Origin of the sequence: Undibacterium sp. GrIS 1.2, from assembly GCF_040544435.1 — a bacterium.
GTDB lineage: Bacteria > Pseudomonadota > Gammaproteobacteria > Burkholderiales > Burkholderiaceae_D > Undibacterium.
This window is the reverse complement of the sequence record NZ_JBEONP010000036.1, coordinates 37813-51559: the sequence shown is the minus strand read 5'-3', so window position 1 is coordinate 51559 and position 13747 is coordinate 37813. Positions and strand designations below refer to the sequence as shown.

The following is a 13747-nucleotide window of genomic DNA, read 5'->3' as shown; positions in this document are numbered from 1 at the left end:
GAAAATTAAGCCAGCTCTCCTGAATCACACCTTTGAACGAAAATCGATAAAAATCACGAAATCTGCTCGCTATCTGGGGTTTATGGAGGGCTTACAACCAACCGAATTATGATATGGCACTGTATTGCGGACGTTCCAACCAATATAGTACAAATACTTTCTCCCCTCAAAATTTACCAGGGAAGATGGCATTACTCCGCAATCGTCAAAAGTACCAAGATCGCCTAACTCCAGAACGGGACTCTGCTGCACATCAACGATACGTTTTAGATTGTCACGATCCAGTGTCAGTCGTCCGATCAAACTTCTGTTTAACTGATCACGGCTACTAAAAAAAATATCAATACCCCGGTCACACATGGCATCAACAGTTGGCATTTGTGTATAGCCTTTTGCCCACGAAACTTGATCATCAAGACAATAGATCAAACCATGTTTTTCCCATTTGAATGGTTTCATCATCACTCTTAGAATTTAATTCTGGTACTGGGAATATTTTGCTTTACGGCAGGATTGCCTTTATAAACGCTCCATTCTTCGGTATCAGCCGTAATTGCGGATGCCATTGCAATAAAACTACCTTGTGCGATATGGATGCCATCCCTAATAGTTGAGTTGACGCCAAAAAAACTAAAGGAATCGATCTTGCAATGTCCAGAAATAACGACGTGCGATGTCACCGTCACATGATCAGCGATCACACCGTGATGACCTATGTGATTACCACTCCACAGGACAACATTGTTTCCTATCGTAGTAAATGGTTGAATCGTATTATCTTCAAGAATGAAACAATTCTCTCCAATAGGGTTGTCAAACATCGTCAACTTCGTGCTGACATAGCTTATACATTGGTACGCTTTTTTCTTTATCGCCTCGTAGACTGCTTGTCGATCAGCGTTCATATGTTTAGGTGACATGGGCGCAAAGAACATAAATTCTTCAGGCGGAAAAATATTATCTACGTCTTCAAATGCAACGACGGGTAAACCTCTAAATTTTTTATCCTCAGGTAGAAATTCTCGGTTAACGCTAAAGGCGACGACTTCATGAGTAGAATCGTTTTTCAAATAGAAGTGAGCAAGCTCAGCAAAATCCTTTATCCCAAATATAATGACTTTAGCCATAACAAGACTCCTTATAAACGTAGACTGTATATTCATACAATCCATAGTCGTTACGTATAACGAAATGACGATTTAATTCACGCGTAAGAAAAGTACCGACTAAATCTAAAGGCAAATGAAACAAATCATCACGCTCCCAATCTACAAACGTCGACATCACGTTAAAAGCAATTCCAACCCGTGCTTTTGAAAAAACAATACGGATAAGTTGTTTGAAATAATCAAACATCTCATCAAAATCAAGTCCCCTCTTTTCAGTAAACACCCCATTCATTACGATGAAATCAAAACCAGGCAATTGATCAGCTTGCTGTATCACATCAAGGCAATAATAAGTATTTTCGGGATATTTTTTTTGGGAAAAATCACAAAATATTTGTGATGCATCCAGACCAGCATAAGTAATCGATGGAAAAGTCTTTTTTAAAATCGGATAAAGGTGAGAAGCACCACAGCCAAAATCCAATAAGCTCATACCATCCAAAGGATTTCTGAGTACATCCAGCATCACAGAATAACGCTTGGCAGCATCAAGTTCGTTCGGCCAATCAACTCCAAGATGCGTGTCGCCATGACGCTCAAAGCATTCTTCATAATGACGAATAATCGAATTATATTTTGCTTGGCTCAACACAACTCCTTCTCTGCGAGCAATGCAGTTAATTCCTTACTACTGTTGAACATACACACATCAACAATGGATAAAAATGGTAAGTGCTTAGATTGAAATTGTTTGTATTCGATCTCTCTCATTTTTAAAAAATGCAGACAAAGCTCATGTTTAGCGAATGACTCTTTTGAATAAAGATCAACGCCACCAATAGGATTAACATAGTTCTGGCTCTGTTCCTTTTGGCAGATATCAATAATTCTATCTTGCGCTCTCAAATGATTATTCCCATATTTTCTTGAGCTGGAAATAATTTCAACTGAGATACCAAGATAATCGACAAATTTACCTAGACTATGAAGTAGAAATTTATCCAGAGAACTCTCGTTATAGCCAAAAATCTCTTCAATCAAAGACATTACAGAACGAAAATATGGGGCACGCGAATAAGACTGAGTAATTGTTTTTAAGGTCTTTTCACGCCATTTAGATTCATCAAAAATAGATAACTCACAAATTAATTTGTTCTGACTATTTCCGATAAGTGGTATTGATATCGTGTGCGCCTCGCCATTAACCAGAATACGATTACGATTGACCCAACCGCGGTTAATCATGTTGACATCATCAAGGATTACAAATCTATCTACCGAGGCTAGCAGTTGAAAATAGCCAAGGTACGGAAAAAAGTAAGGCTGCATGATGGCAATTGTTGTCATTATTCAGCGATCAAATCAATCACAAAATCTTGTTGTTCAATAGTCAGCGAAGGGAAAATCGGCAAACAAAGTACCTGCTGAGATGCTTTTCTAGCGACAGGCAAATTAGCTGGGGCCGCAGATGGCAAACCCCGATACATAGGAAAATCGCTAATTAAAGGATAGAAATATCGTCTGGCATAAATATTATGATCACGAAGCTTTTGAAACAACGCGTCGCGTGACATTGGGTAGTCTTGCTCGATTAAGATAGGGTAATAGGCAAAATTTGCGGCGTGCTCGCCGGTAAAGGACAATGATCTGATTCCTTTTACATTTGCTAACTTGCGACGGTAAATCGAATCGATTTCCTTACGTTTTTCTAACGCGGCATCAATCCCTTTTAATTGCAATAAACCAAATGCGGCATTGACCTCACTCATCTTGCCATTAATACCTGGGGCGACAACCGTAACTTCGTCAACAAAGCCAAAGTTTTTTAAATGATCAATATGTAATTTCGCTTTTGCCGTAGGTGAAATGATTGCTCCGCCCTCAAAGGTATTAAAGACCTTCGTTGCGTGGAAACTTAAAACAGATAAATCACCGTAATTCAAAATGCTTCCATGTTTAGATTTAACGCCAAAGGCATGGGCAGCGTCATAGATTAATTTCAGTCCATAGTTGTCTGCAATTTTTTCAATTCGCTCGACATCACATGGATGTCCATAACAATGGACTGGCATGATCGCCGTAGTTTGCGGAGTAATTGCGGCTTCAATCTTATCTGGATCCATGTTTAAGGAAATAGGATCAACATCCACAAAGACCGGCTTGATACCGTTCCACAATAGTGAATGAGAAGTCGCTACAAATGAATACGGCGTTGTAATCACTTCGCCAGTGATGCGCAACGCCTGGAGCGCAGTCACCAAAGCGATCGTCCCGTTGGTAAACAAAGAGATATGCTGGACGCCGAGGTACTTGCATAACTCTTCCTCTAGCTGCTGATGGAAAGGACCGTTATTTGTCAGCCATTTATTTTTCCAGATTTGCTCCAGGTAAGGAATAAACTCTTCCAATGGCGGCAGCACTGGCTGGGTGACATAAATTGGCTCATCAGGAATTTTATTGATCATTTTATGCCCACTTAAAATAAATGTGACAAAAGCCATGTTGAATAAAGTGTCTCATCAATCAGCCTGCTTTTTCTTATCATCTAATTCTGCGAGATCAAAAGAACAGGCTGGCAAGTTGTTACACCAACGTTCCCACATATACCTGAAAGCGCGATATACAGAATCAGTAAGTAGCTCTGGATGACACTTGATTGAGTTTTCAGACCTAGTGCGAAGCGTGGATCGGATGGTAGAGAGTAAATCGAGATTCGCACACCAGAACAATCCCTTATGAATAAACTCTTCCTCACTGGTCGCAAGAAAATCATCTAAACCTACCTGCCCCATAATGCCTGCGGCAGATCGTGACGGTACGGTGTCACCGATCAAAGATAAGGTTGGCACTCCCATCCAAAGTCCATGATGCGTTGTCGTACCGCCGTTGTAGGGAAAGGTATCAAGACACATATCAATACGATGATACAAGTTGAGATAATCAGTCATATTTGAACGGCCGTAAAAACTAATCCTGTCTGACGATATCCCGTGGGCGGCAAACTTATCTGTAATCGCACTTGGATTCAGCGTCTGAGGCATAGAGCCTAATAAAATCTTTGATGTCGGTAATCGAGCCATTAGCTTCGACCAAAGTGCAATCGTCGCATCATTGATTTTCCCAATCCGGTTAAAACTTCCAAACACAATATAGCCTTTTTCAATTGCCGGAAGTGGAGCGACATCGGATGCAACAGTACTAGGGTTAAATGGCGCACTGCATGGAATGTTGGCAATTTTCTCTGAAAATAAAGAATCAAATTGCCCATTAGGCAATAAGTAATGATCCCCAATAAAATAATCCATTGCTGACAAACCTGTGGTGCCAGGATAGCCAATCCAGGTAACTTGAATTGGTGCAGGCTTTCTGGCGAACAGTGTCAGGCGATTCATCGACGTATGCCCAGAGAGGTCGACCAAAATATCAATTTTATGCTCTAAGATTTGTTTAAAAACCTCATCATCATTTTTTGACTGTATGACTTCCCAGCTAGAAAAATACGACTTCAAGCGAGCGGTATCTTGATCTTCTTCTTGATTGTTATAGTAAGCATATAGCTCGACAAGGTCATACTTGCACAAATGTTTTAGTATGGGCTCAATAAATGTGGCTACTGCGTGGTTATAAAAGTCGCCAGAGACAACGCCTATTCGCAAGCAGCGATCACTGGTCTTATCATTGGTATGGACGGGCCAATGAGAGATTAGAGCTGATTCAAACCGTTTTGCAAAAAGTAAATGTTCTTGAAACAATTCTTTTGCGGTAAGAGTACCCGCCTCACTCAATAAAAATAATAGGGCTGTATTGGCACCATGGTCTTTGGGATCAAGCTCAATGGCTCTACGAAGTAGTCGTTCAGAATCCGCTATTGGTTCAGCAAGAAAGTTACCAAGAATGCCCAAGCTACGGTATGCGACGCTAATCAAGGGATCAAAATGCAAGGCTTTATTAAAACTGGCCTTAGCCTCGATATATTGGCGTTTTTCTACATACACCGTACCTAGATTGTTATAGGCAGATGCAAAATCTGGCCTCAACTCGACAGCCTTTTGCAGATGCAACAGAGCCAAATCTAATTCTTTCAATAGAAATAGAATGCCTCCCAGACAATTGTGCGCATCCGCCATATCAGGCGCAAGTGATGCTGCAAGGATCGCCTCAGCTTTTGCTTCTGGCAAACGCGCCCTCTGTTTGAGTACGTTTGCTAAATTAAGATGAGCTAAAGCAAACTCTGGCTTATATCGAATCAAGTCTCGAAAACAAGACTCAGCTTCCTCAAATTTGGATAGGGCTGCGAGCAGATTGCCTAAATTATTGTAAGCCTCCAGCATCTCAGGATTTAGCTGGATCGCTTGCTTATAGTGCTGCTCAGCAGAAGAGAAATTCTTCATTTGCGTGTAAGCGAGTGCCAGATTGAAATGCGCAATTGGATCATCAGGCAAAATACGCAACGCTCGCTGCATCGACGTCAACGACTCTTCTTTACGATTAAGCTCAAGCAGTGCAATCCCCAAAAACCGCCATGCAAAACCATGCTGGGGATTTTTTTTGTCAGCTTATTTGCTAAACGCTCTACTTCTTTATACGCACCCTTCTCATACAACTTGACCAATTGATCGACGCCCTCTGAAAACACCACCGATTTTTTGGACGTCAGCGGCCTCAGTTTTGTACTAGATCGATTCTGAGTAGATGCTGTTAAAGAGGAATTGTTCTCGGTTTGATCTGGCGCCGGCGCCGTATTGCTATTTATATTGCTGCTAAAAAACTGTTCACGCAACTTGATAGCCTCTGCAACAACATTGTCATCACCTAGCGACTGCAAGATAGCGATGTAGGCAGACCAGTAGCTATCCGTGGTCGGAGAAGCTTGAATCGCGCGCTCAAAATATGTAAGCGCAGTCAATTGCTCGCCCTGTAATAAGCTTAATTGCCCCAATTGAAAATTGGCATCATCATGCTCCGGGACATGCGTCAGGATTAATTCATAGCACTCTTGTGCTTTCAAATGATTACCGCCTTGCATGTATTGCTTGGCCATGACCAACAATTGATCTATTGCCGCAAGTGCTTGTGCAGGCGAAGAGAGCTGGTTCTCCAAGACTTGGTGTTCCGTGGTCATGACACGACTAACCTCATGGTTTGATTTCCTTTTATGCCAGCGATAACGTGCAACTCGTTAGTACTAAAGAAAACGAATAGCAATCGTAAATAAGACACAGCGCGATCATTACGACATGTGAAAACGCTCTATTTCCATATACTCCCCCATATTTTCATCAAAAACCCCTTACTAACCAATGAATATATGGACACCTAAAAATACTCATATAGAGTATAAAAAAATTAGGATAAAACGATGAAAATAATCGAATAAATTAGTCCACACGACTAGCAGCATCATAGTATTTTTTACAATGAAACTGCCTTATCTCAATCCACTCCGATGAATTATGCGTGTATTGGAGAGATCAACGTGACATTAAGTAACTACCAGAATAGACTTTTATTTATTGCAGACATCGCTGGTTTGGATGCTCAGTTGTCTTATTTTTATCAAGATTAACAAAATTTATTGATAATCTATCTCGAAAATAAGATCAATTTCACCCTCAAGTAATTTGAATTGATGCCGTTTAGCGGGCAAGTAAATAAAACTTTACACCTTAAATAAAATATTTACTTGGGGAAATTCATTAAACTTTTTAGCTATCCGTCCGATACCTGATAGCAACGGCGGTCCTGTAGTCTTAACAAGACAGACCAAAGTTTAAGGCCACTCGCCAATTCAAATAACTTAGGTAAGGAGTATCACCATGGCTTCATTCATCAATACCAACATTGCCTCGCTCAATGCGCAACGCAATTTAACAACGTCCCAAAACTCCCTCGCGACTTCTTTACAACGTTTGTCCTCAGGTTTGCGTATTAACAGCGCAAAAGACGATGCGGCGGGTTTGGCGATTTCTCAACGTTTAACGTCTCAAATCGGTGGTTTAAACCAAGCTGTTCGTAATGCGAACGATGGTATCTCACTAGCGCAAACGGCCGAGGGTGATTTAGCCCAAATCGGTACTAACTTACAACGTATTCGTGATCTGGCTGTTCAGGCAGCCAACGGCTCTAACAGCGCATCTGATCGTGCTGCGATCAATAACGAATCCAATCAGTTGATCTCTGAGATCAACCGTGTTGCTAGCTCCTCTAACTTCAATGGCGTGCACTTACTTGATGGTAGCTTCACTGCGCAAACTTTCCAAGTTGGCGCAAACGGTACTTCAAACGATCAGATCAACATTGCATCAATCGCCAGCGCTCACACGTCATCCTTAGGTGTAGGCTCTAATTCTAGCTACTCCGCTAGTATTTCAGGCGGCACTAACGCAGTTGGTGGTCTCAACTCCGGCGATTTGGTCATTAACGGCTTTAATGTTGGCGCAACTAGCTCTGATGGCGTGTCTAACACAGCATCAAGCGGCAGCGCTATCGCAAAAGCTGCTGCGATTAATGCAGTCAGCGGCCAGACTGGTGTTACTGCAACGGCACAAGCTACAACATTGGCAGGCACGGCAGCAACTGGTTTCGCTACTGCAGTCGCTGCTGGCGACATCAAAATCAACGGTGTTGATATTGGTGCACTGGCAGCAGCAGGATCTGCAGCAGAACGCGGCGCTCAAGTAACAGCAGCTGTTAATGCAAAATCAAGCCAAACAGGTGTTACAGCAACATTTGACAGCACAACTGGTGCCGTATCTCTGGCCGCAGCCGATGCACGAAATATCACGATCACTAAATCGGCTAATGCTGGCGCTAATGACACAACAACGGGCTTGACTACTGGTGTTGCAGCAGCAACAGCTGGCGTCACTACTACAGTTGGTACAGTTAAATTGTCGTCGACAAGCTCTTCTGGTATCACTTTGGCAAATGGCGGTACAGGCACAACATCCGGCACAACCATTACAGGCACAACAGGCAATTCACTTGCAGCTGGCGAACTGACTATTAATGGTGTTGACATCGGTGCGGTTACTGGTGGCTCAACTGCAACGTTGCAAGGTGCTGCATTGGCTACTGCAATTAATGCCAAAACATCACAAACTGGTGTTACTGCAACGAATACTGCTGGTGTTTTAAGTTTTACTAGCTCACAGAATGCAGGCTTCACTATTACAACTAAAGGCAATGCAACATTAGCCAATACCGGTCTTGCAGTAGGTACAACAACGGTAGCGGGTGCTGGTGCAACAGCTTCTGGCTTGAGTGCTGGTAATACAGCGGCTACGGCTACGGTTGGTGCAGGTGTATCTTCATTAGATTTGACTACTGCTTCAGGTGCGACTTCAGCATTGGCAACAATTGATGCTGCTCTGGCATCAGTCAATAGCTCACGCGCTTCCTTAGGTGCTTACCAAAACCGTTTTGCTTCTGCTGTCAGCAGCTTGCAAACAACTTCGGAAAACTTGACTTCATCTCGTAGCCGTATTCAAGATACAGACTTCGCCTCTGAAACTGCCAACTTGACACGTGGTCAAGTATTGCAACAAGCGGGTACTGCGATCTTGGCACAGGCAAATGCCTTGCCACAGGGTGTGTTGGCTCTGTTGCGTTAATCAATGGCAGGGGTTTAACTCTTCATTGAAAAGTGCAATCCCCTGGTCATTTTTTGACCAGGGGAATTTTACTTAAAGGAAACAATCATGGATGCTCTTTCGACTGGTAATCAACTACCATCAGGGCAAACTGTTTCAGATCGCTCTACCTCTGGAAATATTGCCACCACATCTACCGTCAAGGCATCAACGCCGACAGAAACAGCGCAAGCCATCACTCCGGCAGCCAAAACACAAGCAACCAGAGATCAAGTCGATAGCGCGGTCAAAGACATTAACAAAGCACTACAATCTAGCTCACAGGGCCTGGAATTCAGTATTGACCCTGATTCTAAGCATGTCGTTGTGAAGCTAATTGATCAACAGACCAAACAAGTTTTACGCCAGATACCGAACGAAGAAGTACTGGAAATTTCTAAATCCCTGGATAAACTACTGGGGCTATTGATTAAACAAAGCGCCTGAAATGCTAAAAACGTTCAGTTTTGAAATAGGCAGGTAAATCCCCTTCTAAAGTCTGGTTTGCTTTTGCCGATAATTAGTTAAAGTATCGTCTCGTAAAGGGGAATCAGGTGTCCATTCAATCTACAGGTATAGGCTCAGGTCTTGATGTTAATTCACTCGTCAGCAAGCTGATGCAAGTGGAAAGTCAGCCTTTGACCAGTCTGGCGAAAAAACAAACGAGCTACCAAGCCAAGCTCTCAGCTTACGGAACTCTCAATAGCGCCTTAGGTTCATTTCAAAGTGCTGTTGCAAACCTAAGTAATCCCTCAGTCTTCCAGTCGTTAACTGCAACCTCTGGTGACTCAACGATTGCATCCGCAACGGCTGCGGTATCTGCAGCAGCGGGAACCTACAGCATTACAGTCAACCAGCTTGCCCAAAATCAAAGTATTTCAAGTGCTGGCCAGGTCAGCTCTTCTGACGCCATCGGGACTGGCACATCTGCGACCGTTTCTTTTAAGTTCGGTACGATTGCAGGCACAGCAGTGAATGGTACCTATCCAAGTGGTGCAACATTTACACAAGATACAACGCAAACGACAGGCACTGTCACGATCGATAGTAGTAACAATTCATTGCAGGGCATCAGAGACGCTATCAACTCTGCTGGCATCGGTGTCAATGCCTCTATCGTCGGTGACGGTAGCGCTACGCCTTATCATCTGGTGCTTAGCTCGGCCAAAACTGGTGCGACTTCTAGCTTACAAATCAGCGCGACAGGTGACTCTGCTGTAGCTAATTTACTGAATTACGATCCTTCTGGAACGCAGAACTTTACTGAAATCAGTACGGCTCAAAATGCCAGTCTTAAAGTGAATGGCATTAATATCACCAGCGCCGCCAATACTGTAACCAGTGCCGTACAAGGTGTTACTCTGAATTTAACTAAAGCTGGTACGACAAGTATTTCGGTAACGACAAATTCTGGCGCAGTACAAAATAGCGTGACTAATTTCGTTCAAGCCTACAATGCGCTGAACGCGACAATCACCAGCCTCACCTCCTACAATAGCAGCACGCAAAAAGGCGGCCTGTTGCTGGGAGATTCAACAACTCAAGGCGTACAAAATCAAATTCGCAATTCTTTGTCGGCTGCAGTCAACGGCTTGGGTGGTGGCTTAACTACTTTAAGCCAAATTGGTGTGTCTTTTCAAAAAGACGGCTCATTGTCTGTCGACTCTACAAAATTAAGTAAGGCCTTAACAAATAATTTTAGTGACGTTGGCGGCTTGTTTGCCTCTATCGGCAAGACTAGCGATAGCTTGACTAGTATCGCTGGCTCAACTTCAGCGACCAAAGAAGGTACTTACGCTCTTAATGTGACGCAAATTGCGACTCAAGGTAGTTTGACGGGTAGTTTAGCTTTGCCTGGTACGACCACGATTGATGCAAATACGACGTTAAACGTAACACTCAACAATCTGAATGCCAGTGTCGCCATTCCAAGCGGTAGCTACACGCCAGCTCAATTAGCGACTGCAGTACAAACAGCGATTAACACCACATCTGCGTTTTCAGCAATAGGTTCTTCTGTTAAAGCCAGTATCAATAGCAGCGGTCAATTAGTATTGCAGTCAACAAGTTATGGTTCTTCATCTAACGTGACATTAGCGGATGGCACCGGCACTAGCGCATCAAGTCTGGCTGGAACACAATTGAACGGTACCGCCGGGCTCGATGTAGCCGGTACACTCAATGGGACACAAGTAAGTGGATCTGGACAAACCTTAACTGGTGCTGTGGGAACCAACACTGAAGGATTAAAAATCCTGGTCGCGGGTGGATCGGTCGGTGCCCGTGGTACGGTCAACTACTCAATCGGCTATGCCAGCAAATTAACTACTTTGCTCAACGGTTTTTTAGGAAGTTCTGGAACGATTGCAAGCACCACGGACGGTGTCAATCGCACCCTTAAAGACCTTAGCAAACAGACGGATACGCTTAATAGTCGCTTGATTGATGTCGAAGCGCGTTACCGTGCCCAATTTACGGCCTTGGATTCGATTATTAGTAGTTTAAATAGCACCAGTACATTTTTGACCCAGCAGTTATCGGCACTAACGGGTAGCTCAAAATAATTATTACGCGAATTTTTTTGCTTAACGAAAAATAATTCAAAGCATAAATCGAAGCTCAAAAGAGGAATCTACCATTATGTTTGGCTCATCACAGACTCGCGGTGCTAATGCCTACGCAAAAGTTGGAATGGAAACTGGTGTCATTGCAGCCAGCCCACATACATTGATTGTTATGCTGTTTGACGGCGCTATTACAGCAATTTCTAACGCATTGCAAAATCTTGAAACCGGCAATATTGCGGCCAAAGGTCAATCTATTTCTAAAGCGATTTCGATTATCGAAAATGGTTTGCGCGCAAGTCTGGATAAAAAAGTCGGTGGTGAAATTGCTCTCAGCCTTGACTCGCTTTATGCCTACATGGGCAATCAGTTAGTGGTCGCCAATTTAAAAAATAAAGCAGAAATATTAATTGAAATACGCGATTTACTTCGTGACTTAAAAAGTACTTGGGAAGCAATCGCTCCGGTATCAGCTACCGCCGAATTAGAAACAGTAAGACCACCACAGCAAGTAGATGCACTTGCTCCTCGCCCATCCAAATTTCTTGAGGCTTGATGCAGATGGATAGCATGAAAATGATGTCGATTTACGAAAATGTTGCCCATATAACGGACCAAATGCTCAATGCAGCCCGTACCGGGGACTGGGATTTATTGGCCAGGTTAGAGAATGATTGCTCTTCCCAAGTGCAGACTTTAAAAGCGAATGAGGTGAATACAGAACTTCCACCAGATTTGAGAAATAAAAAAATTCAAATCATCAAAAAAATTCTGGCCGATGATAAAGAAATCAGAGATTTGACTGAGCCTTGGATGGCGCAATTAGCCAATTTAATGAAAAGTTCTGAATCTAGCCGCAAGCTGTCACAAGCATACGGCGCTAGCCGAACGAGCTAACGACTATCATGTTGCCAGGGGTCGATAACCTGCCAAGACCCGTATCCACCACAGAGGCGCTATCTGCGGCGGGCTCCATTGGAGGAATCAAGCAAGACGTTGTTTCTAAGCTAGATCAGTTAGTCATTGGCAAGCAAGTGCAAGGTGAAGCGCTGTCCCGTTTAAATGACGGGACTTTTTTTGTCAAAATCGCAGGTGTTACTGCGAGAATGGCGTTGCCGGACGATACCAAGCCCGGTGACAAATTGGCTCTGACTCTGCTCGCACTGAACCCGCGGCCAACTTTCCTGCTTGGTAGCGGCGATAATGCGATTACGACTACTGCCTCATTCTCAAGGCAAGATTTAATCGGGAAAATGTTGCAAGATGTAGGGCAACAAAACTCGATTTCCACCTCATCTAAATTACCTGTCACAGCAGAAGATACCGCCAAGGCCGCGTTAGGACTGCTTGAGCAATATACTAGTACGCCCACTAATTTAAGCACCACTGGAAAACTGATTAATAGTATTTTGCAAGCAGCGCAACAACAAAACCTACAACAAGGTACGCCACTCACATTGGTCGGTAAAACTGCACTAGCACAAGACGCCAGCACCTTAGCATCACCTGAAAAATTAGCTGCCAACTTACAGCAAGCAATATCATCCAGCGGCTTATTTTATGAATCTCATGTTGCTGATTGGGCACAAGGCAAAATGTCTCTCAGTGAGCTGATGCGGGAACCTCAGGCACAACAAGCGACGCAGCAAACAAGTCAGACAACTGATGTCAATACTTTGATGAACAAACTGGCTGACAATTCCAGCTTGGCACAAATTATTCATTTACAACTGGACACCTTAGAACAACAAAAAATAGCGTGGCAAGGTAATTTATTACCTGGCATGCCAATGGAGTGGGAAATCGTGAAGGATGACAGTCAGCAAACATCAGGACAAGCCGAGGCTGTCCCGTCCTGGCAAAGTGCTGTGCGTTTTGAACTACCCACACTGGGAGCAATCTCGGCAAAAATCAGTTTGCAAGGAAATCATTTACAGTTTTATTTACGTGCCAGTAATCCAGAAAGCGCCACGTTATTACAAAGCCATGTCAGTGCGCTGGCCGATTCTATTGAACTAGCTGGCTCTCAGCTTGACTCTTTCTCTATTAAACACGATGACAACGCCTAAATCTGTGCCGAAATCGGGAGTGTCAGTGCCAACAGCGACGTCAACGATCAAGCCAACTACACAAAATGCGGTTGCAATCGCGTATGAGACAGGCAGTTCTGCGCCGAAAATTGTAGCTAAAGGCAAGGGATTAATCGCGGAGCAAATTATTGCTCGCGCAAAAGAACACGGTGTGTATGTACATCAATCCAAAGAGCTGGTTTCTTTGTTAATGAAAGTCGAGTTAGATCAAGATATACCTCCAGCACTGTATCGCGCTGTTGCAGAACTGCTCGCTTGGCTTTACCATATAGAATCTGAAAAATCGGCGTCTGCTTTAGTCCCTCCAAAAGTGTAAAGCAAGCAACTCACCTCCTCTCTAAAATTATACTAAG

At 43.4% G+C, this 13747-nt stretch carries 14 protein-coding genes and 1 pseudogene; 7 read left to right on the top strand and 8 right to left on the bottom strand.

Features of this window, described 5'->3' with window-relative positions; genetic code table 11:
- Positions 1–69 precede the first annotated feature (69 nt).
- The 8 genes and pseudogenes from AAKU61_RS15510 to AAKU61_RS15480 form a co-directional block, all read right to left on the bottom strand.
- Positions 70–459: a hypothetical protein gene (locus AAKU61_RS15510; RefSeq protein WP_354333681.1), complete on the bottom strand. Its 390-nt coding sequence runs from the start codon at positions 457–459 to the stop codon at positions 70–72.
- Positions 460–467: 8 nt separating this feature from the next.
- On the bottom strand, positions 468–1127 hold the full coding sequence (locus AAKU61_RS15505; protein ID WP_354333679.1) for an acetyltransferase: 660 nt from the start codon (positions 1125–1127) through the stop codon (positions 468–470).
- Positions 1120–1758 carry a class I SAM-dependent methyltransferase gene (locus AAKU61_RS15500; protein ID WP_354333678.1) on the bottom strand — a complete coding sequence of 213 codons (639 nt, stop codon included), beginning with the start codon at positions 1756–1758 and terminating at the stop codon, positions 1120–1122. The genes AAKU61_RS15505 and AAKU61_RS15500 overlap by 8 nt, the downstream gene beginning before the upstream one ends.
- Positions 1755–2456, bottom strand: coding sequence for a WbqC family protein (locus AAKU61_RS15495; RefSeq protein WP_354333676.1), 702 nt, complete (start codon positions 2454–2456; stop codon positions 1755–1757). Before AAKU61_RS15495 ends, AAKU61_RS15500 begins: the two co-directional genes overlap by 4 nt.
- Complete coding sequence (gene vioA / locus AAKU61_RS15490) at positions 2456–3574, bottom strand: dTDP-4-amino-4,6-dideoxy-D-glucose aminotransferase VioA (RefSeq protein ID WP_354333674.1); 1119 nt, start codon at positions 3572–3574, stop codon at positions 2456–2458. The genes AAKU61_RS15495 and vioA overlap by 1 nt, the downstream gene beginning before the upstream one ends.
- A 54-nt stretch (positions 3575–3628) precedes the next feature.
- Positions 3629–5287: an O-linked N-acetylglucosamine transferase, SPINDLY family protein gene (locus AAKU61_RS15485; protein ID WP_503012624.1), complete on the bottom strand. Its 1659-nt coding sequence runs from the start codon at positions 5285–5287 to the stop codon at positions 3629–3631.
- Between the two features lie 63 nt (positions 5288–5350).
- Positions 5351–5623: pseudogene (locus tag AAKU61_RS22660) on the bottom strand (tetratricopeptide repeat protein); the annotation flags it as partial.
- On the bottom strand, positions 5578–6231 hold the full coding sequence (locus tag AAKU61_RS15480) for a tetratricopeptide repeat protein (protein WP_354333670.1): 654 nt from the start codon (positions 6229–6231) through the stop codon (positions 5578–5580). The pseudogene AAKU61_RS22660 and the gene AAKU61_RS15480, both read right to left, overlap by 46 nt.
- Positions 6232–6925: 694 nt before the next feature.
- Here AAKU61_RS15480 and AAKU61_RS15475 point away from each other — a divergent pair.
- The 7 genes from AAKU61_RS15475 (at position 6926) to AAKU61_RS15445 (ending at position 13710) form a co-directional block, all read left to right on the top strand.
- Complete coding sequence (locus AAKU61_RS15475) at positions 6926–8722, top strand: flagellin N-terminal helical domain-containing protein (protein WP_354333668.1); 1797 nt, start codon at positions 6926–6928, stop codon at positions 8720–8722.
- Between the two features lie 87 nt (positions 8723–8809).
- On the top strand, positions 8810–9187 hold the full coding sequence (locus AAKU61_RS15470; protein ID WP_354333666.1) for a flagellar protein FlaG: 378 nt from the start codon (positions 8810–8812) through the stop codon (positions 9185–9187).
- Positions 9188–9294: 107 nt separating this feature from the next.
- A complete protein-coding gene (gene fliD / locus AAKU61_RS15465; protein ID WP_354333664.1) occupies positions 9295–11304 on the top strand; it encodes a flagellar filament capping protein FliD in 2010 nt (669 codons plus the stop codon).
- Positions 11305–11380: 76 nt separating this feature from the next.
- On the top strand, positions 11381–11860 hold the full coding sequence (gene fliS, locus AAKU61_RS15460) for a flagellar export chaperone FliS (RefSeq protein WP_354333662.1): 480 nt from the start codon (positions 11381–11383) through the stop codon (positions 11858–11860).
- A complete protein-coding gene (locus AAKU61_RS15455; RefSeq protein WP_503012621.1) occupies positions 11860–12201 on the top strand; it encodes a flagellar protein FliT in 342 nt (113 codons plus the stop codon). Before fliS ends, AAKU61_RS15455 begins: the two co-directional genes overlap by 1 nt.
- 8 nt (positions 12202–12209) lie before the next feature.
- Complete coding sequence (fliK, locus tag AAKU61_RS15450; RefSeq protein WP_354333658.1) at positions 12210–13373, top strand: flagellar hook-length control protein FliK; 1164 nt, start codon at positions 12210–12212, stop codon at positions 13371–13373.
- A complete protein-coding gene (locus tag AAKU61_RS15445) occupies positions 13360–13710 on the top strand; it encodes an EscU/YscU/HrcU family type III secretion system export apparatus switch protein (RefSeq protein ID WP_354333656.1) in 351 nt (116 codons plus the stop codon). The genes fliK and AAKU61_RS15445 overlap by 14 nt, the downstream gene beginning before the upstream one ends.
- The last annotated feature ends 37 nt before the right edge of the window (positions 13711–13747 follow it).

Excerpts from the sequence above, each read along its gene's own strand:
- AAKU61_RS15510 (WP_354333681.1), bottom strand. The coding sequence starts at position 459 with ATGAAACCATTCAAATGGGAAAAACATGGTTTGATCTATTGTCTTGAT.
- AAKU61_RS15505 (WP_354333679.1), bottom strand. The coding sequence starts at position 1,127 with ATGGCTAAAGTCATTATATTTGGGATAAAGGATTTTGCTGAGCTTGCT.
- AAKU61_RS15495 (WP_354333676.1), bottom strand. The coding sequence starts at position 2,456 with ATGACAACAATTGCCATCATGCAGCCTTACTTTTTTCCGTACCTTGGC.
- vioA (WP_354333674.1), bottom strand. The coding sequence starts at position 3,574 with ATGATCAATAAAATTCCTGATGAGCCAATTTATGTCACCCAGCCAGTG.
- AAKU61_RS15480 (WP_354333670.1), bottom strand. The coding sequence starts at position 6,231 with ATGACCACGGAACACCAAGTCTTGGAGAACCAGCTCTCTTCGCCTGCA.
- AAKU61_RS15475 (WP_354333668.1), top strand. The coding sequence starts at position 6,926 with ATGGCTTCATTCATCAATACCAACATTGCCTCGCTCAATGCGCAACGC.
- AAKU61_RS15470 (WP_354333666.1), top strand. The coding sequence starts at position 8,810 with ATGGATGCTCTTTCGACTGGTAATCAACTACCATCAGGGCAAACTGTT.
- fliS (WP_354333662.1), top strand. The coding sequence starts at position 11,381 with ATGTTTGGCTCATCACAGACTCGCGGTGCTAATGCCTACGCAAAAGTT.
- AAKU61_RS15455 (WP_503012621.1), top strand. The coding sequence starts at position 11,860 with ATGCAGATGGATAGCATGAAAATGATGTCGATTTACGAAAATGTTGCC.
- fliK (WP_354333658.1), top strand. The coding sequence starts at position 12,210 with ATGTTGCCAGGGGTCGATAACCTGCCAAGACCCGTATCCACCACAGAG.
- AAKU61_RS15445 (WP_354333656.1), top strand. The coding sequence starts at position 13,360 with ATGACAACGCCTAAATCTGTGCCGAAATCGGGAGTGTCAGTGCCAACA.